The 24,613-nt window shown below is 64.5% G+C and carries 20 protein-coding genes; 4 read left to right on the top strand and 16 right to left on the bottom strand.

What is annotated here, in order from left to right; genetic code table 11:
* Nucleotides 1–193 precede the first annotated feature (193 nt).
* The 9 genes from hisI to LQE90_RS05105 all read right to left on the bottom strand — a co-directional run bounded on the left by hisI (nt 194) and on the right by LQE90_RS05105 (nt 9,548).
* Nucleotides 194–511 carry a phosphoribosyl-AMP cyclohydrolase gene (gene hisI, locus LQE90_RS05145; RefSeq protein ID WP_114567891.1) on the bottom strand — a complete coding sequence of 106 codons (318 nt, stop codon included), beginning with the start codon at nt 509–511 and terminating at the stop codon, nt 194–196.
* 2 nt (nt 512–513) lie between these two features.
* Nucleotides 514–1,278: an imidazole glycerol phosphate synthase subunit HisF gene (gene hisF, locus LQE90_RS05140; protein WP_114567866.1), complete on the bottom strand. Its 765-nt coding sequence runs from the start codon at nt 1,276–1,278 to the stop codon at nt 514–516.
* Between the two features lie 149 nt (nt 1,279–1,427).
* The gene (gene hisA / locus LQE90_RS05135; protein WP_216529783.1) at nt 1,428–2,264 is read right to left on the bottom strand and encodes a 1-(5-phosphoribosyl)-5-[(5-phosphoribosylamino)methylideneamino]imidazole-4-carboxamide isomerase; all 837 of its coding nucleotides are present in this window, start codon (nt 2,262–2,264) and stop codon (nt 1,428–1,430) included.
* Nucleotide 2,265: 1 nt separating this feature from the next.
* The gene (gene hisH / locus LQE90_RS05130; RefSeq protein ID WP_216529782.1) at nt 2,266–2,925 is read right to left on the bottom strand and encodes an imidazole glycerol phosphate synthase subunit HisH; all 660 of its coding nucleotides are present in this window, start codon (nt 2,923–2,925) and stop codon (nt 2,266–2,268) included.
* 83 nt (nt 2,926–3,008) lie between these two features.
* Entirely contained in the window at nt 3,009–3,611 is a 603-nt protein-coding gene (gene hisB, locus LQE90_RS05125) for an imidazoleglycerol-phosphate dehydratase HisB (RefSeq protein ID WP_301282396.1), read from the bottom strand.
* A gap of 2 nt (nt 3,612–3,613) precedes the next feature.
* A complete protein-coding gene (gene hisC / locus LQE90_RS05120) occupies nt 3,614–4,684 on the bottom strand; it encodes a histidinol-phosphate transaminase (RefSeq protein WP_216529781.1) in 1,071 nt (356 codons plus the stop codon).
* Nucleotides 4,677–6,005, bottom strand: a complete 1,329-nt coding sequence (gene hisD / locus LQE90_RS05115; protein WP_216529780.1) for a histidinol dehydrogenase — start codon at nt 6,003–6,005, stop codon at nt 4,677–4,679. Before hisD ends, hisC begins: the two co-directional genes overlap by 8 nt.
* 4 nt (nt 6,006–6,009) lie before the next feature.
* The gene (gene hisZ, locus LQE90_RS05110; RefSeq protein ID WP_216529779.1) at nt 6,010–7,725 is read right to left on the bottom strand and encodes an ATP phosphoribosyltransferase regulatory subunit; all 1,716 of its coding nucleotides are present in this window, start codon (nt 7,723–7,725) and stop codon (nt 6,010–6,012) included.
* 929 nt (nt 7,726–8,654) lie between these two features.
* Nucleotides 8,655–9,548 carry a DUF2797 domain-containing protein gene (locus LQE90_RS05105; RefSeq protein WP_216529778.1) on the bottom strand — a complete coding sequence of 298 codons (894 nt, stop codon included), beginning with the start codon at nt 9,546–9,548 and terminating at the stop codon, nt 8,655–8,657.
* Nucleotides 9,549–9,862: 314 nt separating this feature from the next.
* On the opposite strand from LQE90_RS05105, the gene LQE90_RS05100 reads away from it, so the two are divergent.
* On the top strand, nt 9,863–13,333 hold the full coding sequence (locus tag LQE90_RS05100; protein ID WP_216529777.1) for a DUF11 domain-containing protein: 3,471 nt from the start codon (nt 9,863–9,865) through the stop codon (nt 13,331–13,333).
* Between the two features lie 100 nt (nt 13,334–13,433).
* Here LQE90_RS05100 and LQE90_RS05095 read toward each other — a convergent pair whose 3' ends face one another.
* The 5 genes from LQE90_RS05095 to gatC all read right to left on the bottom strand — a co-directional run bounded on the left by LQE90_RS05095 (nt 13,434) and on the right by gatC (nt 18,856).
* Nucleotides 13,434–13,709 carry a holotricin-3 gene (locus LQE90_RS05095; RefSeq protein ID WP_114568028.1) on the bottom strand — a complete coding sequence of 92 codons (276 nt, stop codon included), beginning with the start codon at nt 13,707–13,709 and terminating at the stop codon, nt 13,434–13,436.
* 55 nt (nt 13,710–13,764) lie between these two features.
* Nucleotides 13,765–15,279 (bottom strand): alanine/glycine:cation symporter family protein, encoded by a 1,515-nt coding sequence (locus LQE90_RS05090; RefSeq protein ID WP_114568029.1) that lies wholly within the window; start codon nt 15,277–15,279, stop codon nt 13,765–13,767.
* 63 nt (nt 15,280–15,342) lie between these two features.
* Nucleotides 15,343–16,917 (bottom strand): Asp-tRNA(Asn)/Glu-tRNA(Gln) amidotransferase subunit GatB, encoded by a 1,575-nt coding sequence (gene gatB, locus LQE90_RS05085; protein ID WP_216529776.1) that lies wholly within the window; start codon nt 16,915–16,917, stop codon nt 15,343–15,345.
* 2 nt (nt 16,918–16,919) lie between these two features.
* Complete coding sequence (gene gatA, locus LQE90_RS05080; RefSeq protein WP_216529775.1) at nt 16,920–18,545, bottom strand: Asp-tRNA(Asn)/Glu-tRNA(Gln) amidotransferase subunit GatA; 1,626 nt, start codon at nt 18,543–18,545, stop codon at nt 16,920–16,922.
* Nucleotides 18,545–18,856, bottom strand: a complete 312-nt coding sequence (gatC, locus tag LQE90_RS05075; protein ID WP_114568032.1) for an Asp-tRNA(Asn)/Glu-tRNA(Gln) amidotransferase subunit GatC — start codon at nt 18,854–18,856, stop codon at nt 18,545–18,547. Before gatC ends, gatA begins: the two co-directional genes overlap by 1 nt.
* 659 nt (nt 18,857–19,515) lie before the next feature.
* Here gatC and LQE90_RS05070 point away from each other — a divergent pair.
* The 3 genes from LQE90_RS05070 to LQE90_RS05060 are packed head-to-tail and all read left to right on the top strand — an operon-like array spanning nt 19,516 to nt 21,492.
* Nucleotides 19,516–19,830, top strand: a complete 315-nt coding sequence (locus LQE90_RS05070; protein ID WP_114566865.1) for a PadR family transcriptional regulator — start codon at nt 19,516–19,518, stop codon at nt 19,828–19,830.
* Nucleotides 19,827–20,465, top strand: coding sequence for a DUF1700 domain-containing protein (locus LQE90_RS05065; RefSeq protein ID WP_216529774.1), 639 nt, complete (start codon nt 19,827–19,829; stop codon nt 20,463–20,465). Before LQE90_RS05070 ends, LQE90_RS05065 begins: the two co-directional genes overlap by 4 nt.
* Entirely contained in the window at nt 20,452–21,492 is a 1,041-nt protein-coding gene (locus LQE90_RS05060) for a DUF4097 domain-containing protein (RefSeq protein WP_216529773.1), read from the top strand. The genes LQE90_RS05065 and LQE90_RS05060 overlap by 14 nt, the downstream gene beginning before the upstream one ends.
* Before the next feature lie 74 nt (nt 21,493–21,566).
* Here LQE90_RS05060 and LQE90_RS05055 read toward each other — a convergent pair whose 3' ends face one another.
* Together LQE90_RS05055 and LQE90_RS05050 are read right to left on the bottom strand one after the other, a co-directional pair.
* Nucleotides 21,567–22,265: a pirin family protein gene (locus LQE90_RS05055; protein WP_216529772.1), complete on the bottom strand. Its 699-nt coding sequence runs from the start codon at nt 22,263–22,265 to the stop codon at nt 21,567–21,569.
* A gap of 137 nt (nt 22,266–22,402) precedes the next feature.
* A complete protein-coding gene (locus LQE90_RS05050; RefSeq protein WP_216529771.1) occupies nt 22,403–24,424 on the bottom strand; it encodes a RecQ family ATP-dependent DNA helicase in 2,022 nt (673 codons plus the stop codon).
* Nucleotides 24,425–24,613 lie beyond the last annotated feature (189 nt).

Raw genomic sequence — 24,613 nt, 5'->3', positions numbered from 1 at the left:
TGAGTCCCGTGAATGAGATGCAATGTGATGGGTTTTCTTCCTTGAAAGGCAAAAGAACTGGCTTTATGGTAGCGCATGTCATCATATCGTTCAAGCAAAAACGAGGTCGATGCGTGTATTTGCGATGGAGGTACGGCTACGGATCAGCGCGCGGCCGGGCGAAGGGCGCAGACGAAAGGCCGTCGCCGCAGCCCTATTCCACAACCCGGTAAAAGCAGCTGCGCGCGCCGGTGTGGCAAGCGGGGCCGGCCGGGTTCACCAGAGCGAGCAGCGTGTCGGCGTCGCAATCGTAGCGCAGTTCGACCAGCTTCTGGACGTTTCCCGAGGTGGCGCCCTTGTGCCACAGCTCTTGGCGGCTGCGGCTCCAGAACACGGTTTCGCCGCGCTCGAGCGTCAGGCGCAGGGATTCTTCGCTCATCCACGCCATCATGAGCACTTCAAGCGTGTCGGCGTCTTGGACGATGCACGGCACAAGGCCGGCCTCGTTGTACGAAAGAGCGGAAACGTCCATGATCACAACCTTACCGGGATTCCCTGCGCGCGCATGTGCTCTTTCACCTGGCGCACCGTCAGCTCGCCGAAATGGAACACGCTCGCGGCCAGCACGGCGTCGGCCTCTCCCTCGATGATCCCCTGGGCGAAATGCTCCAGCTTGCCCACGCCGCCGCTTGCGATGACGGGCACGTTCACCGCCCGCGCCACGGCGCGCGTGAGGGCGCAGTCGAACCCGTCGCGACTGCCGTCGCGATCCATGCTGGTGAGCAGGATCTCCCCTGCTCCGCGCCGAACCGCCTCCTGCGCCCACTCCACCGCGTCGATGCCGGTTGCCTTACGGCCGCCAGCCACGTACACCTCCCACTTGTTCGGATTGCCCGCCACGCTCTTCGCGTCGATGGCGCACAGGATAGCTTGCGACCCGAACGCCGCTGCAGCCTGGGATATCAGGTCGGGATCAGCCACGGCGGCCGAGTTCACCGACACCTTGTCGGCACCGGCCGCGATCATGGTGCGCATGTCGGCCACACTGCGAAACCCGCCTCCCACGCAGTACGGCAGGTGCAGCTCCTCGCTCGCGCGGCTGGCCAGTTCCACCGTAGTGGCCCGGTCGTCGCTGGTGGCGGTGATGTCCAAGAAGATGACTTCGTCGGCCTTCTGCTGATCGTAGCGCTGGGCAAGCTCGATGGGGTCGCCCGCGTCGCGCAGGTTCACAAAGTTGACGCCCTTCACCACGCGCCCGTTCTTGACGTCCATGCAGGGAATGACCCGTTTTGCTAGCATGCCTGTCCTTTCCTACCCGTCGTTCGCGCCGTCGGCAAGAAGCGCCCGGCGATCCTTCTTCGTCCGTCCTACCTTTGCTTGCCCTTGAACAGCTTGTCGATCCCCTTTTTGACTGCATCGTACGCCGCACCTGCGGCGGTGGCCATGGATCAACAGGGCATGACGGGCGCCGGATGCGGCTCATCCGGGCCGATGGCCGGCTTCGTCGGCAGGGCGACGCCGCACGGGTTCGCCTGCACGGCCGCCGCTTCGGCAGCGCGCGTTGCAGCCTCGCAGGCGCGCACCCCTTCGGCAACCGAAAGCGCGCCTTCGTAGATGGCGCGGCCCGCGATCACGCCCTCGATGCTCGCAGCAACGGGAGCCAAGCGCTCGATGTCGGCTACGCCCGCAACGCCGCCCGACGCGACCACGGGGTGCCCGAACGCCTGCGCCATGCGCACGTACGCCTGCGCCTCGATGCCGGTCTGCATGCCGTCGCGCGCGATGTCGGTGTAGATGAGATGACGAAATCCCAGCTGGGAAACGTGGCGGGCCAGCTCCTCGGCGGCAACGCCCGAGCCTTCGCGCCAACCGGAAACGGCCACTTCCCCGCCCTTCGCGTCTACGCCAGCAGCCAAAAGCTTGCCGTACGCGTCGATCGCGGCCTCCGCAAACGACGGATCGGCCACGAGCGATGTGCCCAGCACGATGCGCGACACGCCCGCGTCCGCCAAGCGCGCAATGGTGTCGAGCGACCGAACGCCGCCGCCCACTTCCACTTTGAGCAGGGTCTTTTTGAGAATCCGCTCGATGATGGCAATATTCTCGGGCGCTCCCGACTTCGCGCCGTCAAGGTCCACCACATGCAGCCAGGACGCGCCCTCTTCCTCGAACAGCTGCGCCTGCGCGGCGGGGTCGTCGTTGTACACGGTCACCTGGCTGTAGTCGCCCTTTGCCAGGCGGACGGCCTTGCCGCCCAGGATGTCGATAGCGGGAAGCAAATGCATGCTACGCCCCTTTCACGATGTCGACGAAATTGCGCAGCAGTGCTGCGCCCGCGTCCGAGCTTTTCTCGGGATGGAACTGCACGCCGAACGCCGCCTGCCCGTACTGCACCACGCTGGGAAACGGCACGCTGTGCGTGGTCTCAGCTGCAACGAAGGGTCCAGAAGGCGCAACGTAGCTGTGCGTGAAGTAGAAATAAGTGCCCGATGAGACGCCTTTGAGCAAAGGGCAGGCCGGATCCGTCACCTCCACCGTGTTCCAGCCCACATGGGGCACCTTGTGAAGCCGGCCCGCCGCGTCGACGGAGGGCATCTTGGCCACCACGCCGGGAAGAACGGCAAGGCCGGGCGCATTGTTCGACGACGCTTCGTCATCGGCCTCGGGCGCGCCTTCGACGCCCTCTTCGAACATGAGGTGCTGTCCCAGGCAAATGCCCAGAAAGGGAACGCCCGCGGCGATGCGGGCCCGCACGACGTCGGCCTGCCCCAGCGCGCGCATGGAGGCCGATGCATCGGCGAACGCGCCCACCCCCGGAAGCACCACGGCGTCGGCGCGGGCTATCACGCTCGCATCGTCGGTGACGACCGCATCGCCGCCGGCCGCAGCCAGGCCGCGCGCCACGCTCTTCAGGTTCCCTTTATGGTAATCGACAACGGCTATCATGTTTCAAGCATTCCAATCTCTGCTTGCCAATACGGGTCGGCCGGAAAGCGGGCGTATGGTGCCCGCTCGCCGGTCGGGACGCTCTACAGGGCGCCCTTCGTGGTGGGCAGCGCGCCCGCAGCGCGCAGGTCGGCTTCGACGGCTTCGCGCAGCGCCCGCGCGACGGCCTTGAACGCCGCCTCCAGCACGTGGTGGACGTTTTCTCCCGCCAGCTTGCGCACGTGCAAGGTCACGCCGGCGTTCGCGGCGAACGCGATGAAGAACTCCTTGGCCAGCGTTGCGTCGAACGTTCCCAGCATAACGGGAGGAACGTCCACGTCCCAGTGCAGCTGCCCGCGCCCCGAAAGGTCGCACGCCGCCAACACCAGCGCCTCGTCCATGGGAAGCATGAGCGACCCGAAGCGACGGATGCCGCGCTTGTCGCCAAGCGCGCGGGCGAACGCCTGCCCCAGCACGATGCCGGCATCCTCCACCGTATGGTGCCCGTCCACTTCCAGGTCGCCCTTGACGCGTACCTCCAGATCGAACAGCCCATGCCGCCCAAACGCGCACAGCATGTGGTCGAAAAACCCGATGCCGGTCTCCACGTCGGCGCGCCCCGTTCCGTCCAGGTCGACGGACAGCTTGATGTCCGTTTCGTTCGTCGCGCGCTCGACCCGCGCACGTCGCATGCCCCGCTCGGCCATAGCTACCTCTTCTCCATGACGATGTCGCGCAGCGCGCGCAAAAACCGATCGTTCTCCTGCGGCGTTCCAATGCTCACGCGCAGGCAATCCTCCAAATGCGCAGCCCGGGACAGATCGCGCACCAAGATGCCGCGATCGTACAGCGCCTGCCAGGTCTGCGCCGCCGACTCCATGCGAAACAGCACGTAGTTCGCATCCGACGGAAACGGCTTGACGCCGGGAATCTTGCGCAAGCCCTCGATCACGCGAGCCCGCTCCTCGATGATGCGCCGGATGCCGGGCTCGAACTTCGCGCGGTTCGCGTACACCACCCGAGCCACCGCCTGCGAAACCGCGTCGACCGAATACGGCTGGCGCACCTTGGCGAACTCCCGAACCACGTCCGCGTCGCCCAGAAGATAGCCCATGCGCACGCCCGCCAGGGAAAACGCCTTCGAGAACGTGCGCAGGATCACCAGGTTCTTGTGGCGATCGAGATACGGGCGCATGGTTTGCCGCGAGAACTCGAAGTACGCCTCGTCCACCATGACGAGCGCGTCCGTCGCGTCGAGCAGCTCCAGCATGAACGTCTCGCCGGCCAGCTGTCCCGTGGGGTTGTTCGGGCTGGTCACCACCAAGTAATCGATGTCGCCTTGTGCCACCCGCGCCAGCACGGCCTCTTCGTCGATGGAGTAGTCGGCCCGGCGCGGCACGTCGACCACCGTCGTGCCCGTCAGGCGCGCGTTGTTGTCGTAGACCGAGAACGTGGGCGGCAGGTTCAAAAACGTGCGCCCGGGGCCGCCCCACGCCAGAGCCATGTTGAACAGCAGCTCGTCGCCTCCGTTGCCCACGAGCACCTGATCGCGATCCAGACCGTTCGCCTCGGCGATCATGTCACGCAGGTCGTTGGCCAGCGGATCCGGGTAGCGATTGAGCGGCAGGCGCTTCACTTCGCGCATGATCTCGTGCCGTATGTCCTGGTTCACGTCGTGCGGATTCTCGTTCGCCGACAAAAACGCCTCGGCCGGCAGGTACTTCGGATCGTACGGCGAAAGACTCGCCAGCTGCGGGGCAGGAAGGCGTACGCTACGCATCGGCACCGCCGTCCCCGGCCCCGAACACGTTCCCGCATTCCAGCAGGTTCTTGCGCATCTCGACGCTCTTCGCATGCGCCCACAGGCCTTCATGGCTCGCGATGGTCATGACGGCTTCCGCATCGCGAGCGAGCGCAGCCGACGAGTACTGGATGACGCTCGACTTCTTCACGAACTCGTCGACCGAGAGCGGGCTCGCGTAGCGCGCCGTGCCGCCCGTGGGAAGCGTGTGGTTCGGGCCGGCCACGTAGTCGCCCACAGCCTCGGGCGTCCAAGCGCCCAGGAAGATGGCGCCCGCGTTGCGAATGGCGCCCAAAAGATCGAAGGCGTGGTCGACGTGCAGCTCCAGGTGCTCGGGCGCGATGACGTTCACGGCTTCGAGCGCTTGGTCCATGCTGTCGCACACCACCACGAGCCCCTGGTCGGCAAGGGACGCGGCCGTGATCTCGGCGCGCGTGGAGGACTCCAGGTGCCGCTCGACCATGCGCTCCACCTCGTCGGCGTACGCTTCGTCGAACGTGACCAGGTAGCACGCCGCCAAGGGGTCGTGCTCGGCCTGGGCCATGAGGTCGATGGCCACGAGCGCCGGATCGGCCGTGGCGTCGGCCACCACGCACACTTCTGACGGGCCCGCGATCATATCGATGCCGACATCGCCCGAGACGATCTTCTTCGCAGCCGCCACGTAGGCGTTGCCGGGACCCGTGATCTTCGCCACCGGCTCGATGGATTCGGTTCCGTACGCCAGCGCCCCTACGGCCTGCGCGCCACCCACCGTGTAGATCTCGGTCACGCCCGAAATGCGGCAGGCCTCCAGAATGGCCGCGTCCACGCCCCCGCCGGGAGCGGGAGGCGTAACGCACACGATGCGCGGCACGCCGGCCACGGCGGCGGGCAGGGCGTTCATGAGCACGGTGGACGGATAGAGCGCGCGGCCGCCCGGCACGTAGATGCCCACCGACTCCAAAGGCTCCACCTTGCTGCCCACGAGCGCGCCGTCCTCGCGCACGGTGAACCAGCTTTGCTGGCGCTGGCGCTCGTGGAAGTCGCGGATCTGGTCGGCTGCCTGGCGCAGCGCCTTGACCGTGCGGTCGTCGACGCGGGTCACCGCTTCGGCAATGTCGGCATAGGGCACGCGGAAATCATCCACGCGCACGCCGTCGAAGCGCTCGGTGTAGTCGCGCAAGGCCGCGTCGCCGCGCTCGCGCACATCCGCGATGATGTCGGTGGCTGCCGCAAGGGCCTCGGCGTTGAAAGCGCCGGTGCGCTTGAGGTGGGCGTTCGAGAATACTTCGCCGGGTACAAGGGTAACACGACGCATGGGCTTACTCCTGTTCTGCATTCTGCTGCGACGCGGGCGCATCCGCGCCCTGCTGCAATGCCTGGGCCAATTGTACGATACGAGCGTCCGTGCGAAACGCGCAGGCGTTCGCGAAGAACCGAGCGGTCGACGACAGCACCTCTTCGACCACCACGAGGTCGTTCTCCTTGAGCGTGGTGCCGGTGGCCGTGATGTCCACGATGCGCTCGGCCATGCCCGTCAAGGGGGCGAGCTCGATGTTGCCGTGCAGCTTCACGATCTCCACCTGCGTGCCCGTTTTCGCGTAGTGGGCCTGCGTGATGCGCGGGTACTTCGTAGCCACGCGGATGGATCCCAGCTCGCGATGGTGCGCCGCCGTGGCCTCGGCCGCGCCGGCAGGTTCGGCCACCACGAAGCGGCACGCTCCGAACCGCAGGTCCACCAGCTCCACGACGTCGGGGGACGCCTCCAGAAGCGAGTCCTTTCCGCAGACGCCGCAGTCGGCAGCGCCCAGCGCCACGAACACGGGCGCGTCAGTGGGCCGCACGATGACGTAATCCACGCCGGGGTTGCTGATGATGAGCTGGCGCCCCGAATCGGCAAGGCCCGACACATCCAGGCCCGCATCGGCCAGCGCCTTGATGGTGCCCGGGTTCAGGGAGCCCTTGGGAACCGCGACGCGCAGGGGACGCTCGTCCTCGGGCACCGCCGCCCGTTCGCGGGCGGCAGCGGCCATCGCCTGCTCCAGGAAGAACGCGAAGCCGGCGGCGGGACGGCTTTGGCCGTACGCGGCGATCATGTTGTCGTAGCGACCGCCGCTGCCCAAAGGCGCGCCCACGCCCGGCGCGTACGCCTCGAACACGATGCCCGTGTAATAATCGAACGAGCTCATGACCGAGAAATCGACCAGGATGCGCGCGCCGAGCCCCGCTTGCGCAAGCAGGTCGTACGTGCGAGCGAAGTCGTCCAGGCCGTCTTCGCAACCCAACGGCGCCACGAGCGCACGTACCTCGTCGATCGCCTCGCGGCCGCCGCGGACGCGCGGCAGCGCGCGGATGGCGGCGGCGAACACCGGAGGGACCGCGACGCGACCCGTGAAGCGATCGGGATTCGAGACGGGATCGACCGGCGGGACCGCCCCCTCGGGGCTTGTCAAGCGATCGAGCTCCACGAAGTTCGAGGCGTGGTACGCATCGAGCACCTGCTCCTTCCACCAAGCGGGCGCGCCACTTGCCTCCAGAAGCGCGCGCAGGACGCCCACCGTGGCAAGCGCCATGGTGCAATCGCGTACGCCCGCCAGGGAAAGCGCCTCGGCGAGAAGCCCCACCACCTCGGCATCGGCCTCGGGGCCCGACACGCCGATGCACTCGACGCCCATCTGCGTAAGTTCGCGCGCGGCGGCTTGCAGCTCCACTTCGGCCTCGCGGAACACGCGTTGCATGTAGCGGAACCGGAACGGCCCGGGCTGGCCCGGCAGCCGCGTGGCCACCATGCGCGCCACTTGCAACGTTACGTCGGGACGCATGGCCAGCAGGTCGCCTTGCGAGTCGAAGAACTTGAAGGGGGATCCGGGCAGACGGCCGCTCGCCCGCATGACGTCCATCGCTTCGAGCGTGGGCGTTTCGATGGGCGCGTATCCGCACGAAGCGAACCGATCCTGCACGGCGCGTGCGATGAGCTCGCGCTGCTGCGCTTCTTCTGACAGCACGTCTCTGAAACCTGCCGGCGTTGCGAAATTCATCGGCTCCTCTTCCCTGCTCGTCTTGGCATTGCACCTGTTCGTTATGGCGCGCTGCGGCGTTGTGGCCGCGGGCGCGCTGCGTGGCGGCGCGGCTTGCGTTGCCGTGCGGCTTGCGTTGCTGCGCGGCTTGCGTTGCCCCGCGCGCCTCCACGCTGCGGTCGCGAACCCGCCCCGTGCGTCGTACTTTATCACAGTAGAGTAGTAAAGCAAGAAGAATATGGGATTGCCTGCATTTTACGACGCGAACGGCACATCGAGAGCGGTTTACCGGCAAAAGCAGCGATGCGCTGCGTGCAAGCGGCGACAAGGCATGTCGCCAGAAGCGCCAGCTTCGACGCGTGCGCGCGGCGGCGGAGCCTGCTCGCTATTCACGAGCAGCAGCAAGAAGGACCGACACGGCATTTGCAACTCGAAGCAAGGGGGCGCGCACGAAAAACCGCCTTCGCTGGCAGGTTTTGACGGTTTGAGGTCTTCGAAAGCAGCAGGACGAACGCCCGCGAACGCGCGATGCAGCAGACCAGCGCTATGAGCAGGCGAAACGCAAAGCAAGCCGCACAGCGGCGGACAGGACGCTCGCCCTGACGACCCCTAAACGTCAAAACCTGCCAGCAAACGGGATTTTTCGTGCGCAAGGCATCTGCGCAGGAGTCGCAATGCCTCTGCGCGGAGGCCGCGAGCACGCAATCACACGTAGGGCCTTCGTCCACTCCGGCAGCATCGAGGCAAGACCTCCGCGCGGCAATCGCAAACACCCGCACATGCACAAAAGGGACGCACACCCCTTCGAAGCCAAAAACGAACCGATGGCGCACCCCTGCGCCTCGCTTCGCCTGCCAGCGGCGCAAGCAGGAGGCGGGTCAGCCGCCCAAACGACCACCGCTCTCCCGCCAGCGCGTGCGCCGCCGCCCGCACAGCGGCCCGCGAACAACCTAGAACAGCGAGAACTGCTGAGGCTCGAAGGCGTATTCGCAGATGACCTCATCCTTTAGAAGCTCGACCTCATGGGACTCCCAATCCTTCACCGCCACCACGTAGTTGGTGCCGCTCTGCTCGAAAACGAGCGCGCCGCCCACCATGCCGATGCAACGGCCGCCGCATTCGCCTTCGTGCCCATCGGGAATCTGCAGGTCGTGCACGTCAGGCGACGGGCCGCCGAAGTAGTAGGGCGAAAGATCCTGCGCCGGCTCGGCGTCCTCAAGGCCCAAGCGCTCCGCCGTAGCGTCAAGCACGCGCTTCGCCTCGGAAAAGTCGAACCGCGCCTCGACGAGCAGCTTCGTCTTCACGGAAGCGCGCATGGTTTCCAGAATGCCCTGCTGCGAACACAGCGCGGCTTCCAGTTCGCGCGCATCGTCCGCACAGCCGAACCGCCCCACAATGCGAGCCGCACGAGCGCCCTGCTCGAGCAAGCGCTCGATGCCGCGCGTTTCAGACGAGATGCCGGCCTTCACGTGCTGGGGCGAGAAATAGGCCAGGTACGTGAAATGCGGCGTCAGATTGTAAGCGCGCTGCTGGGCGGAAATAAAGTCGGCATAGTAGAACGAAGGGTTGAAGCCCGTGGCTTCGATACACGCGGGGCACATGGTTTCCTTCGCATCGGGCAGCAGCTCCACGTTGAGCGGGCACGTGCTTTTCACCTGCGTTTCCAAGTCGAAACGCCCTACGCAGCGACGTCGCGGCAGTCGCTTGAGCGAGAAAGTCTTGCCCAGAACCGAAAAGCGCAGCTGCTCCGCTCGGTCCACATCGTTAATCAACAGATAGGGGCCATTCTCATCGAACCCGTGCCCCGCCAGAACAGCCGTGCGGCCGTGAAAAAAATTCGTCATATCAGCATCCTTGTGCAACTCGTACAGACCAGATCACCTTTTTCGCCCGAAATGATAGCGCACAAGAAGCATTCGATGCGAGGGTAATCGGGCAAACGTCAAAAATCCCACGCATCCCAAACACGAGGCGTTTGCGGGACGCCGCGCGCGATCGCGACCAAACGCAACCGGCAAGCGACCCGAAAGAAGACAAATCCTCGCGCCGGAGACGATCTTCTGCGGATCCGGCGCCTTCTGTACGCATCTGGTGTTTTATACTATCGCTGATGCGTTTACCAGTAAAACGGTCCGCCCTGCCATAGAATCGAGGCACCATGACGCGCCCCACACCAGCCTCCGCATCCATGCCGCTTGCTTTTGCGATGATCGCAGCGCTCCTGATCGCCGTCGCCTGCGCGCTTCCCGCGCATGCGTACGCCGAGGAAGCAGGAGCCGACGACCCGCCCATCCCGAAGATCGTCGGCTCGTTCGACAAGGACGCGTACGAACCCGGCGATCAGGCCGTCGTCACGTTCTCCGTTGCGAACAACACGCCTGTCACCTGGAACAAGGTGCGGCTGGAAGCCCAACTGCCGCAGGGCGTGAAGCTGGCTCGCGACGGCGATGCCACGGCTCGTGAGGCCGACACGCTGGCAGCTGGCGAAACGATCGAGCTGAAGCTGAACGTCTTGTTCGAATCCTCCCTGTTCAAGCGGCTTGCGCCCACGGGCGATAGCGGAAGCGCCGCCGGCATCGCGCTGGCGGCCGCTGCAGCTGCGGGCTTCATCGCGCTGGCGGCCGCCACGTTCTCGCGCAAGCAGGCGCGCAGCCGCCGGGCGAAGGGGACCATGGGGGCGCTCATGAGCGTCGTGCTCGTAGCGGGCTTGGCGCCCCTGGTGCCGCGCGAAGCCCACGCTGACGAAGCGAGCGAACAGGGCGCGGTGACCTCGTTCACCCTCGAAGGTTCCGCAACCTGCACCGTGCCGGGCGCCACCGTAGCCGCCACGCTCACGGTTGGGTCCACCGACCAGGAAGCCGCGTTCTCCCAAGCGAACGTGGAAGTGGTCGACGGAGCAGCCGCCTCGGCGAATGCGAAACGCGCCCGGATCAACCTGGTGTCCAGCCTGCCCTTCGCCGACAAGCCGTCCATCGACGCCATCTCGCTCGACGGCGATTTCAAAAACCTGTCCGTCACCGCCGTCGAACATGCCGGAACCGCGACGATGCTCGACGGCACCGAGGGATCGGCCCTCGCCGTCACCCTCGAAGGCGACCTTGGGGCACCGGGCGCGCGAGGAGTCATGATCTTCGGCCCGGGATCGTTCGCCGACGCCGCCGCAAGCGGCGAAGCCACGCTGGCCGTCGAAGGGGCCCTCATCACGTTCGATGTTGACGAGGGTTCCTACGAAAACAGCACGTTCACCTTCCCCGTTTCGCTCGAGAACGGGCGGTTCTCTGCAGGCGCGCAGGCTGCGCATTTCGCCTTCAGCGATCGAGCCCTATCCGCTGCGTCGTTTACCGTCGACGCGAACGACGCGACGCGCGGCACCCTTGCCGTGACGGTAACCGCCGACACGCCGCTCAACCAGTTCAAGGCGCTGTCCGCCGCCCTCGATGCCGACGACCAGCTTACCGTCGATCCAGCCGCCCTTGACGGAGAAGCCCCCGTCGCCATCGCGCACCCCTATTACTATGATGGAGACGATGCTACCGAAGACGCTGTCTCCACCGCCGATGCCGCAGCAGCCGTTCCGTACGGCACGGTAAAGGCGGAAAGCGTCACGGAAAACGAGGACGGTTCCCTGACCGTGCACAGCACGGTTGAGTTCAGCGCACTGGACGGCAGCGTGAATATCACCGATTCCAGCCTGACCAACAACTCCCAGATCACCCTACCGGGTCAAGCCCCCACCCTCCCCCCCGGCTACGACACCAGCGAATCGGGAGACGAGGGAATCCTGGAAAAGAACCCAGGAGCCGTGAAGTTCACCGAGGTGCGCAAGAACGGCTTCGATTTCGATTTCGCCATCGACGCCGCCACGGTGAAAAGCTGGTATGGCGCCTATGTTGACGCGTACGCCGGAAGCGGCCTTTCTGAAAAGGAGGAAAAAGAAAAGGCTCGGGAGCAGTTCCTCAACGAGATGACGCAGCTCATGTGCGGCCACGAGGTCGACCTGGCCGACGGCGTGGTCCTCAACAAGCTGGGCATCGCCCAGGGACCCTGCGCCATCAACCTCTCCGACGAATCGCTGGCCAACATCGTAGGTGGAACGGCGCTTTACAGCCAAGAGGACGACATGCGCACCGCGAAAATGGTGTTCGAGGTGCTGGAGAAGCTGGTTTCGGCTATCAGCTACTTCTGCTCGTCCGACCCATCCAACATCGGCCAGGGCATCTCGCAGATCCTGGGTATCATCGCCGCGCTGCTGGAAACCGGCCCCCAATACGACATCAAGGACGTGCTTGACGAACTGAATCAGATGAAGGGCCAGCTCACGCGCATGGAAACCAGCGTTGACAACCTGGCTATCCAGCTGCGCGCCATCGACAAGCGCGGCGGCTTCGAGTCGGACTGGTACCAGGTGAAGTGGCTCATGGACCATCTGAACAGCTACGGAACCCTGTACACGGCAACCATCGGGAGCATGACAAAGGAAGAACTGGCGAACGGAGGCGCGGACGCGGAGGTCTTCGAAAAATTGACGGACGAGAACCAGGAGACGCTGACGAACTTCAAGCAAGCCATCGACGCCAAAAACGGGCTGCTCAGCACCACCGTGTACGCCGACACGGTGAACCTGGGCAGCATGATCACAGGAACCGGTACCAAAGACGTGGTGAGCGACTACTACAACTGGATCGAAACGTACTACAACTGGGATCCGGAAACCTTCGAGATCAAAGACGTGTACCTGGGCTGCATGATCACCTCGTACCTGTACGGCTACATGTCGTCCATGGCATACCTTTCGGCAGTCGAGGGCACTGGCACTGACGCCGAGAAACTCAACGCCACGCTCGCCAAAGAAGACCTCAAGAAACAGGCAGATCAGGTGTTGAAGAAGCTTGTTGGGCAACGAGAGCGCGTGTGGGACCAAGAATCTATGACCTATAAGGAAAAGTTCCAGAAGTCCCCGCTGCGCCAAGCAACCGAGCCGCTTGCGAACAAAAAAATACGCTGCTTGATCAACGAGCATGTGTATTCGCTCGACAACCACACCGGCCCGCTTTCCGGGCGCATGTACGACGATGCATACTTCGGAAACGCTTCGTTCGGGAAGAGCGTAGATCGCGAAGACGTCCTGATGTACTCGTTCACCGGCGATCTCAATCTGGCTCAATGGCAGCAGATGGAAGCAAACCTGCCCCAGATCCGAAAGATCAAGTACAACCAAAGGCCCCTTCACGACTACGAGCTGAACATGAGCGACGCAAGCAACATCTTCAGCGAACTGCGCGCGCTAGGCTTCACTATGCTCGCGACCCGCACCAGCAACACCCATACCGGCGACTACCCCAAGGGGCGTCCGAAACCGCTCGTGCAGTGGAAGAGCAAGGAAGCGCCGCCCGCCCATGTGGTGGTAAGCGATGCGAGCTACAACAAGGTGAGCGACCAGCTAGCTGTTCGCCACGTGCGCACCGTTTCGGTAGACGTGTACGACATCAAGACATCCCGGGTAATGCGCGGCGTTACGGCCGCGCGGCACGAAAGCGTGTACTGGGTGGGCTACGGCTGGGGCTACCTCCACGACGTATGGCCCTGGTGCACCTCGGAGACGAAATACGAAAATAGAGGAATGGTATAGGACACATTGGAACGAACAACGAAAAGGGGCGGGACCCGAATCAGGATCCCGCCCCTTTTTTGCGCAAAGCCCGTTTCAACGACGGCGGCACGCGAATCGCTTAGCCAACCTGCATCGCCTGCACGGCTTGCGACATGGTCCACGCGAAGTACACGGTTACGGCTACGAACACCGTGCAGAGCAGCTTCACCACGATATGCCAATCGCTGCGCCACACCAGCACGATACCCACCGGCCAGAATATCACCAAGAAGAAGATGATCCAAAACGTCTGGTCGTACCACTTCTTAGGATTATCGTCTTCTACCAGGTCGTTCGCGTTCTGTCGCAGATCCTTGCGCTGCCAGTCTCCCGGACGCCTTTCGTTGCCTGCCATGAGTCGCTTCCCTTCCCGTGCATGTTCTCGGGCGACCGAGCCGCCCGACTCTTCGCTACTTCAATCCTGCGTACTCCGCATCAAGCGCCTCGTCCAGATACTCCTGCACCGGAGGCTTGCCGTAATCCTCGACCTCCGACACGTGCCAGCAATCGGTCTTCGGCAAACCGGGAATGCTGTCGGCCACGAACACCGGGTCGACGCCCTGCTTGCGCTGGCGCGTGTAGTCGTCGAGCGCAGCCAGCGCCCATTTGCCCAGAAGCAAGATGGCGATCAGGTTCACCAGCGCCATGAAGCCCATGAAGATGTCGGCCAGGTTCCACGCCAGGTCGAAGCTATTGACGGCACCGTAGAACACCACGCCCAGGCACACCAGGCGAAACACCGTCAACAGCACTTTGCTGTTGCCCTTGATGAAGCGCAGGTTGCTTTCGGCGTAGAAATAGTTGCCGATCAAGCTGGAGAACGCGAACGCGAAGATGGCGAACGTGATGAAATGAATGCCGATCTCGCCCACCGAGTTGTTCACGGCCATCTGCACAAGCGGCATGCCGTTGAGCGACGCGGCAGCCTCGGGGTCCTGCACGTAGAACACGAGCACCATCATAGCCGAGCACGTGCAGATGAGCAGCGTGTCGATGTACACGGAGAGGCTTTGCACGAGACCCTGCTTGACCGGATGCGACACGCTGGCCGTAGCGGCGGCGTTCGGAGCGGAGCCCATGCCGGCCTCGTTGGAGTACAGGCCGCGCTTGATGCCCAGCATGACCACCGATCCGGCGAATCCGCCGAAGATGGACTGGAAATCGAACGCCGAGGCGAACACGAGCGAGAACACGGCCGGCAGCTCGCCGATGTTGACGATAGTGGTCCACAGCGCGATGGCGATATAGCCGAGCGCCATGATGGGCACGATGATGGAAGTGATGATGCTGATGCGCTTCGCACCGCCGAAGATCACGAACGCGGTCATGACGGCCAGCACGATGCCGCAGGCCACCGCCGCACCGTTCGTGGCGTAATCGGGAATGTAGTACTCGAGCGCCGACGTCGCGTTGAACGCCTGCAGCCCGTTGAACCCGAAGGCGAAGCACAGGATGAGCAGAATGGCGAACACGATGCCCAACCAGCGCGCGCCGAGCGCCTTTTCAATGTAGTACGCCGGACCGCCGCGGAACTCGCCGTCCTTGCCGCGCACCTTCCAGATCTGCGCGAGCGTCGACTCGACGAACGCCGAAGCCGCGCCGATGATCGCCATCAAGCCCATCCAGAACACCGCGCCCGGGCCTCCCGTGGCAATGGCCGTGGCCACGCCTGCGATGTTGCCCGTGCCCACGCGGCTGGCAGTGGAAACCATCAGCGCCTGGAACGACGAGATGGAGCGTTCCCCTTGAACGTGCTTCTTCTCCGTCAACTGCGTGAACATATCCTTGATGTAACGGATCTGCACGCCCTTCGTGCGAATGGTGAAGTACACGCCCACGAACACGAGCAGTATCAGCAGGATGTACGTGTACAGGTACCCGCTTACCTCGCCGGTGAAATTCACCAGCATTTCGTTGATGTCCATGCATCCCCTTTCTCAAAAGTCCGCGGGCCGTCGCTCCTCCCCGAAGAACGACGGCCCGTCACGTTAGCCCAGCTTGCTTGCAAGCAGTTCGTTGATAACCTTGGGATTGCCCTGGCCGCGCATCTCCTTCATGCACTGGCCCACGAAAAATCCGATGAGGCCGGTCTTGCCGCCGCGATACTGCTCCACCTTGTCGGGGTTCGCAGCCAGAACCGCGTCCACCACAGCCTCGATGGCGCCCGTGTCCGACACCTGCTTCATGCCGCGCTCGTCCACGATGGCCAACGGATCCTTGTCCTCGTCGAGCACGGCTGCGAACACTTCCTTGGCCTGCTTGGACGAGATGACGTCCTGAGCCTGCAAGCCCACAAGCTCGATCGCGCGCGCGGGCGTGAGCGGCGAGGATGCCAAATCAACGTCTTCGTGCGCGTTCAGATACGCCGTCACATCGTTGATGACCAGGTTCGCCACGGGCTTCGCCAGCTTACCTGCGTCCGCGCCCGCCGCCTCCATGCACTCCTCGAAGAAGTTCGCTGTGACGCGGTGATCCACCAAATGGCGCGCATCGTAGGCCGAGAGCCCGAACGCGTCCTCGAAACGGGCTGCCTTCTGAGCGGGCAGCTCGGGCAGCTTCGCCCGCACCGACTCGATCCACTCGTCGGACAGATCGTAGGGAGCCAGATCGGGATCGGGGAACAGACGATAGTCGTCGGCCGTCTCCTTCACGCGCATGACGATAGTGCGCTTCTGGGACGGATCCCAGTGACGCGTCTCCTGGTAGATCTGGCCGCCTTCTTCAAGCACCTCGGCCTGGCGGCAGATTTCGTAGGCCAAGCCGTCGTGGAGGTTCTTGAAGCTGTTCATGTTCTTGAGCTCGGTCTTCACGCCGAACTCCTTCGCGCCCCGACGGCGCAGCGACACGTTGCCGTCACAGCGCATGCTGCCCTCTTCCATCGAGCAGTCCGAGATGCCGAGCGCCAGGTAGATCTGGCGCAGCTTCTGCATGAACAGGCGCGCCTCTTCGGGCGTGCGCAGGTCGGGCTCGGTCACCAGCTCGGTCAGCGGCGTGCCGGCGCGGTTGTAGTCCACCAGCGAATGCGTAGCGCCGGCGATGCGGCCCTCGCCGCCGCCCACGTGCACCATCTTGCCCGCGTCCTCTTCCATGTGGATGCGCGTGATGCCCACGTGCGCGGTGTAACCGTCGGCCGTGCGCGTCACGTTGCCGCGGCTCTCGCCCACCTCGAGCCCGTCCAGGTCGATGCGCTCCTTCGCAGCCGGGCCGTCCACGTCCAAATCCAAATGCCCGCGCATGCAGAAGGCCACGGGGCCCTGCGTGGTCTGGAAGTTCTTGGACATGTCGGGGTACATGTACGTCTTGCGGTAGAACATCGAGTGCTTCTCGATGTCGCAGTTCGTAGCCAGGCCCGCCAGCACGATGGACTCGATGGCGGAGCGGTTGGGAACCGGCAACGCCCCGGGAAGCCCCAGGCACACGGGACACGTGTGGGTGTTCGGCTCGGCGCCGAACTCCAGCTTGCAGCCGCAGAACATCTTGGTGTCGAGCGTGGTGAGCTCGGCATGGATCTCAAGGCCGATGACGGCCTCCCAATCCTGCAGGACCTCTTCAAGCTTGCGCATGGCTACTCACCTGCCCTTTCCACCTGCGAGGGAGCGCCGTCGGCAGCGCCCTTCTCCGTTAGCAAACCCGGCAGATCGACGCCCGGAACCGCATCGGCGGCGTCGGGGATGGTCGCGGGAGCGGTCTTGATAGCCGGAGCCTCGCCCGTAAAGTCCGGCGCCACGGGAGCCGGCCCGTACACCGTTTCGAGCGCGGCGGCCACGCGCAGCATGTTCTCGTCCTTGAACGGCGGCGCGATCAACTGCACGCCGACGGGCAGGCCCGTTTCGGCGCCCAGCCCCACCGGCAGGCTCATGCCGCCGTTGCCGGCGATGTTGATGGAGATGGTGAACATGTCGGACAGGTACATCTCCGTGGGGTCCGACACCTCGCCGAACGTGAACGCCGTGCGCGGGGCAACAGGCGAGAGAATGCAATCGACCTGCTCGTAGGCGCGTGCGTAATCCTGCGTGATGAGCGTGCGGACCTGCTGCGCCGGGTAGTAGTACTGCTCGTACACGCCCGCGGACAGCAAGTAGCTGCCCAGCATGATGCGGCGGCGCGCTTCCGGACCGAAGCCCTTCGCGCGGCTGGCCTCGTACTGGCCACCCAGGTCTTTATGGTCCGGGTCGCAGTAGCCATAGCGCACCGAATCGAAACGCGCCAGGTTGCTGAACGCCTCGCACGGGCCCAGCACGTAGTACGCGCTCATGGCGGCCTGCGCGTTGGGCAGGTCCACCTCGATCAGCTCGGCGCCCAGCGCGCGCAGATGATCGGCCGCTTCCTCGACCTTCGCCTTCACTTCCGACGTCAAGCCCTGCGCGTCCATGAACGCCGGCACGATGCCGATCTTCATGCCGCGCACGCCCTCCGCCAGATTCGCGGTGAAGTCCGTGCGCACGTCCTGGCTGGTGCAGTCGAGCGCGTCGCGGCCGGAAATGGCGTTCAGCGCGTACGCCGCGTCCTCGACCGAGCGCGCGAACGGCCCTACCTGGTCGAGCGAGCTGCCGAACGCCACCACGCCGTAGCGCGAGACCACGCCGTACGTGGGCTTGACGGCCACGATGCCGCAGAAGCTGCCGGGCTGGCGGATGGAGCCGCCCGTGTCGCTGCCGAGCGAGATGGTGGCCAGGCCCGCAGCCACGGCCGACGCGCTTCCGCCCGAAGAGCCGCCCGGCACGCGGGAGAGGTCCCAGGGGTTCTTGGTGGCGCCGAATGCGCTGGTCTCCGTGGAGGAGCCGAACGCGAACTCGTCCATGTTGAGCTTGCCAAGCGGGATGCCGCCGGCTTCGATGGTGCGCGCGGCGCACGTGGCGGTGTACGGGGACACGTAGTTGGCCAGCATGCGCGAGGAGCACGTGGTGTGCGTGCCCGCCAGGTTCATGTTGTCCTTGAACGCCACCGGCACGCCCGCGAGGGGGCCGGCCGCAGCCAGATTGCCGGCCGCCACGGCGGCGTCCACTTTCGAGGCTTGCTCGAAGGCCAGCTGCTGCGTGGTTTCAAGGTACGCATGCGTGGCGCCGTCGAGCGCGCGCACGCGAGCGAGCGACGCCTCGGCGATCTCGCGCGCCGAGAACTCCTTCGCGGCAAGACCTTCCCGAATGGCGCGCACGCTCATGCAGGTGAACACGTTGCTTGCTTGCGTCATCAGCGATCGCCTCCTTCGCCCAAAATGGACGGGATGAGGAAGCTGCCGTCCTGCTGCTTGGGCGCGTTCTCAAGCGCGACCTCTTGCGAGAAGCCGGGCTCTTCGGCATCCTCGCGCATGACGTTGGACAAGCCGCCGATGGGATGGAAGGTGGGCTCGACCCCGGAAAGGTCGTATTCGGTGATGGGCTTCAGGCTGTCCACGATGGCGTTGAGGTCGACGGTCATCTGCGCCACCTCGTCACCGGAAAGCCCGATGCGCGCGTACTCCGCGATGTCGCGGACGTCGCGTTCGGTCAAATGCTGGGTCATAGGGCTTGCTCTTTCCTTCTCTCGTTTTCACCCGCGTCGCGCGCTTTGCGGCAACGGGGGTGGAAGAGGTGAAACCATAACCGAACCATAATAGCAAACCCGCAGCCCCTGCGGCGAAATACGCCCTATGCGCTTGGATATTTCTTGGCTGCGCGGGGCATGCGGAGACGCGCGGGCGCAAGGGACGTGCGTGAAGGGCGCGGGTGCAGACGCTGCCCATGGTCACGCTTTCTGCACGGTTTTGCCCTCAATGTTGCGCATGGTTCGCGCATTGGACGCGCCCTCCCTTGGAAGCGTGCACCCCCGCGGACATTTTACCTGGTCGCACAGGGGCGGGATCGGGGCGTACCAAGCCGAGCGCAACATTGAGGGCAAAAGTGCGCATCGCAAGCTTGATTCGCGCCCAGGCTCTCAAGAACCATCTTCGCTTGAGGATGAAATCCGTAGACCCAATCGCCGCGGAAGCCCCGCCCGCCCACGCCGAGACGCGGCTCCCGCGGCGATTGACAGCGAAAAAGACGCCGATAAGGCGAAGGACGGGACTCGATACCGGCGAGCGCGCTCCCCGACACCGGACAAAGCGGCTCCGACACGCCCTCCATACCACTTGACGCCTTATACTATGTATCATATAGTATAAGGCGAAAGGAGGTATACGAATGGATGCACAACTGAAGCGAGGCTTCCTCGACGTTTGCGTGCTCGCGTCGATCAATCGGCAGGATTCCTACGGGTACCAGATAGTCAAAGACGTTCCCGAAAGCCTACACCTCACGGAATCGACGCTGTATCCCCTGCTCAAACGATTGGAAGCAGCGGGATATCTGACCGTGTACGCAGTCGAGCACAACGGGCGCTTGCGCAAGTACTACCGGATCACGCCGGAGGGCACCGCCTACCTGAACACCTTCCTGGACGAATGGGATGACGTCATGAACGTCTACGACTACGTAAAACGAGGTGCAAACCGATGAACAAATCAGAATTCGCACGCGAGCTGCGGCGAGCATTGGGCAAACTGCCGTCATACGAAGTGGAGCAGTCGATCAACTTTTACACGGAGGCCATCGAGGATAGGATCGAAGACGGCATGACCGAACACGAAGCCGTAGCCGCGCTTGGCTCCGTCGACGCGATCGCAGCGCAGATCATCGCCGAAACGCCGCCCATTCCGAAGGCCATCGCCAAGGCGAACACCGGCAGCCGCACGCTCAACATCGTGCTGCTGGCCGTGTTCTCTCCCATCTGGGTGACGCTGGCGCTGGCGTTCGCTATCACGGTGCTCTCCATCTACCTGGCCATTTGGAGCGTCGTCGTGGCGCTATGGGCCGCCGTGATCGCACTGCTGCTGTGCGCGCCCATCGGTGCGTTCGGCCTCGCCTGGTGCGCGACCACCGGATACCCGATCTCGGGCGCCTGGATCTTCGGCTGCGGGCTTGCCGGCACCGGCATAGGGCTGTTCTCCTGGTTCGGCGTCCTCGCTGCCAGCAAGGGCCTCATCAGGCTCACCCACACGTTCGCCCGCTGGGTAAAGAGCCTGTTCATCAAGCTGCAGCACAACGACGCCAACCCGACCGCACCGGAAGGAGCAACCCATGTCCAAAGGTAAGAAGACGTTGCTCATCGTGGCAACGACCCTCGTCGTCAGCGGCTGCGCCATCTCCTTCGGCGCGTTCGCGGCAGCCGGGTTCGACCCGGTAAACCTCTCGACCGAGTCCCGCGACTGGACCCCCGCCACGAAGACGTTCGACCCCGAAACGGAAAACCCCCATACCGCCATCGTCCTGCGCGACGCGGGTGAAAACGTGCGCATCGAGCCGACCGACGGCGACGCCATCGAGGTGACGTGCTGGACGAACGAACAGAAGCGCTTCGACGTGACGGACGACGGCGGCACCATCACCGTCAAGGGGTCGCGAGAATCGTACATCGGCATCATGATGATCGGATCGTTCGAGGACCATACCACCGTCGTAAAGGTTCCGCGCAGCTACGTCGGCACGCTCGACGTCGACCTTATGAGCGGCAGCATGGACATGACGAGCCTGGACGGCTTGGATTCCGTCACAGCGAAGACCGCGAGCGGCGACGTCAAGCTCGCCCGCCTCGTCGCCAACGACATCACGACGAGCACGGCCAGCGGCAACGTGCTGATATCGAACGCTCGGTGCTCGCAGCTGAACGCCACCACGATGAGCGGCAACGTGGATCTCTCCGACATCGAGGCGTCCGAAATCGTGAAGCTCGACACCACGAGCGGCAGCCAACTGCTGCGGGGCGTGAGCACCCTCGCCCTCGACGCGCATATAGGCAGCGGCGACATCCTGGCAACGAACGTGTCCGCCGTCGACGCGAAGTTCGATGCCGTGAGCGGCAGCGTAAGCGCCTCGTTCGTCGGATCGGATCGCGAGTACGCCATCGAAGCCTCGTCGGCGAGCGGCAGCGTGCACGCTCCGGCGGGCAGCGCCACGGCTTCGCGCCACGTGAGCGCCCACACGACGAGCGGCGACGTGACGCTCACGTTCTCCGGCGGCGGCGCGAGCGGCAGCGAAAGCAGCGCCTCGAACCCGCCATCCTTCCCGGAAGCGCCCGAAGCACCGAAGGCTCCCGAAGCGCCTGCGGCTCCGACCCTCTAAAACCCCTGCGCGAAAGCATGGAGGAGGCCCGCGGCAACCGCTGCGGGCCTCCTCCGCACAGCAAGCAGGCGCCCCTACTCGGCTGCAAGATCGAGCAGGATGTAATGCGACGGCTCGATGGCCCGCACGACCACCTCGCGCTCCGCGGTGATCTCGGCGGCATCGCCCTCTTCAAGCGAGAATCCGTTCACCGTGCCCTCGCCTTCGATCTGCACGAGGTACGCCTGGCGACCGGGCTCGAGGTCGTAGCGCAGCTCCTCGCCCTCGCCTATTGCGGAAACCGAAATGCGCACGTCCTGGTGCACTCGAATGGGACCGTCCTGCGACCCCGACGCCACAAGAAGCCACGTGCCCACGCGATCCTCCCAGGCGAAGCGACGATCCCCGTAATCGGGATCGAGGTTCTGCTCATCGGGCGTAATCCATATCTGCAAGAACCGCAAAGGGTGCTCGGTCTTGTTGAATTCGCTGTGCAGGATTCCCGTGCCGGCGCTCATGTACTGCACGTCGCCACGACCCAAGCGGTTCCCGTTGCCCAGGCTGTCCCGGTGCGTGAGCTCGCCCCGCACCACGTAGCTGAGTATCTCCATGTTGTCGTGAGGGTGGGTGTCGAAGCCGCCGTACGCGTCGAACACGTCGTCGTTGAGCACGCGCAGCGCCCCGAACCGCATGTTGTCGGGATTGTAGTACTCGGCAAACGAGAAGTGGAACCTGCTGTGCAACCATCCGTGCTCGCCCGAGCCCATGCTCGCGCTCTTGACGACGTTGACCATGGCGAACTCCTTCAGTCGAGGGTTTCGCTCATCATAGCGCGCGAACATCGCCGCAGCATGGCGGATGCATGACGGGGCGGCAACAGTCGGCGCTCGACCGACACAGCCGATCGAGCGCTCTCCCCGCCGAAAAGAGCCTACTCTTCTCCGCGCTCCCAAGAGGCGATCTCGGCCAGAAACGCCTGGCCATAGCGGGCAAGCTTCGTGGCGCCCACGCCGCTGACCTCAAGGAACTCCTCGTCGTTCGCAGGCTTCTTGACGCACATGTCGCGCAGCGCGGCATCGGAGAACACGATGTACGGAGGCTTGCCGGCTTCGTCGGCCAAGCGCTTGCGCAGCGCGCGCAAACGTTCGAACAAGCTCGAATCGACCTCGCCGAGCGCCGACGAGCCCGACGATCCGAACGCACGGCCGCCCGCGCTTCGACCTTGGCTTCGCTCGGACTTGCGGGATACGCGCTTCATGGTCAGCGAGAAGCCGTCCTCCGCCGCCTCGCGCGCTCGCGGCCCCAAGCCGACCGTGGGATAGGAACCTTCGGTGATGGACAGGTACCCTCCCGCCGCCAACAGCTCGATGATCTCTTTGACCTGGGCAACCGATGCGTCCACGGTGCCGTAGCTGGCAGCCTCGTCCAGGTGCATCTCGAGCACTTTCGCCACCTTCGATCCGCGCAGAACGTCGACGACCATACCCTTGCCGAAACGCCCGCGCAGCTCCTGCACGCAACGCATGACGGCCCGCGCGGTGGCGGTCACGTCCACGGCTTCGAAGGCGCCGGCGCAATTCGAGCAGCAGGCTCCGACTGCCTGCCGGCAGTCGGAAGAACTCGACGCTACGGAGGGCTCTGGCGCCGAATCTTGCGGCTCCAAGCCCTCCTCACGGACCGAAGGCCGCTTCGTCGGGCTTTCCCCGCAATCTTCAGCACCAGGACCCTCCTCGCTGACGTTACGAACAACCTGCGACGATTGCTCCCCGAAATAGCGCAGGATGTACGCGCGCAGGCAGTCGGTGGTATGGCAGTACCCGCACATGGCCTCGAGCAAGCGGCGCCGACTGGCGCGCACGGCTTCCGCCTCCTCCGGGGCAAGCTCCTTGTTTCCCGATTCCTGCTCGATGAAAAAGCGGCACGTGGACACGTCGCCGTCGCTCCAGAACAACAGGCATTCGGAAGGCTCCCCGTCGCGACCGGCGCGGCCGGCTTCCTGATAGTACGCTTCGATGCTGCCGGGCATGTTGTGGTGAATAACGTAGCGCACGTTCGACTTGTCGATGCCCATGCCGAAGGCGTTGGTGGCCACCATCACGGGCGCGTCGTCGACGATGAACGCGCGCTGGCTTTCGGCACGGGCCGCCGCGGGCATCCCCGCGTGATAGCGAACGGCGCGCACGCCGGCTTCAAGAAGGGCCGCATGCACCTTGTCCACGTCCTTGCGCGTGGAGCAGTACACGATGCCGCTGTCCAAGGGGTGATCGAGCACGTACGCCGCGATGCGCGCAAGCTTGCGCTTCGGCTCCAAACGTTCCACGCCAAACGAAAGGTTCGGTCGATCGAACCCGGTTACCTCCTCGTACGGATCGCGTAGATCGAGCAGCCGCGCGATGTCGGCGCGAACGCGCGCCGTAGCCGTAGCGGTGAACGCCGCCACAACGGGCCGCTGCGGCAGCTGGGCGATGAAATCGCCCACGGTCAGATACGACGGGCGGAAGTCCTGCCCCCATTGCGACACGCAGTGAGCCTCGTCCACCGCAACGAGCGGGATGTGGGCCTCGCGCGCGAACTCGACGAAACGGGGATCGGACAAGCGCTCGGGCGCGACGTACATGATTTGGTACGCGCCCTCGAGCGCGCGGCGCAGCACGGTTGCCTGCTGGCCCGGCGTAAGCGTGGAGTTGAGGTACGCGCCCCGAACTCCCGCCTCGACAAGGGCGCGCACCTGATCGCCCATGAGCGACACGAGCGGGCTTACCACCAGGGTCAATCCGCCCAGCACGATGCCCGGCACCTGGTAGCACACCGATTTTCCCGCGCCCGTCGGCATGACCGCAAGCGCGTCGCGCCCGGATAGGACGGCGTCCACGACGCCCTGCTGCCCCGGCCGAAACGACTCGTACCCAAAATGGCTTTTGAGCGCCGTTTGCGCGGCGGCTGCGTGCATCATGTTCGAAACATCCTCCTTGGACGGCAAGCGGACGGGCGCGCAGCTGCAACAAGAGCATCGAAGAATGCGGCCCTTGGAAAATCTTACCGCAAGGCGCTCCCCTTCGGACGGTTCTCGGAATCGTTTCTACAGGTTCCGCCGACCGCAGAACAGGTGCACGGCGATCGTCGAAAACCGCATGGTTGCCGC

It is taken from the genome of Paraeggerthella hominis, assembly GCF_021044775.1.
Lineage (GTDB): Bacteria > Actinomycetota > Coriobacteriia > Coriobacteriales > Eggerthellaceae > Paraeggerthella > Paraeggerthella hominis.
This window is presented reverse-complemented; position numbering and strand designations above follow the sequence as displayed.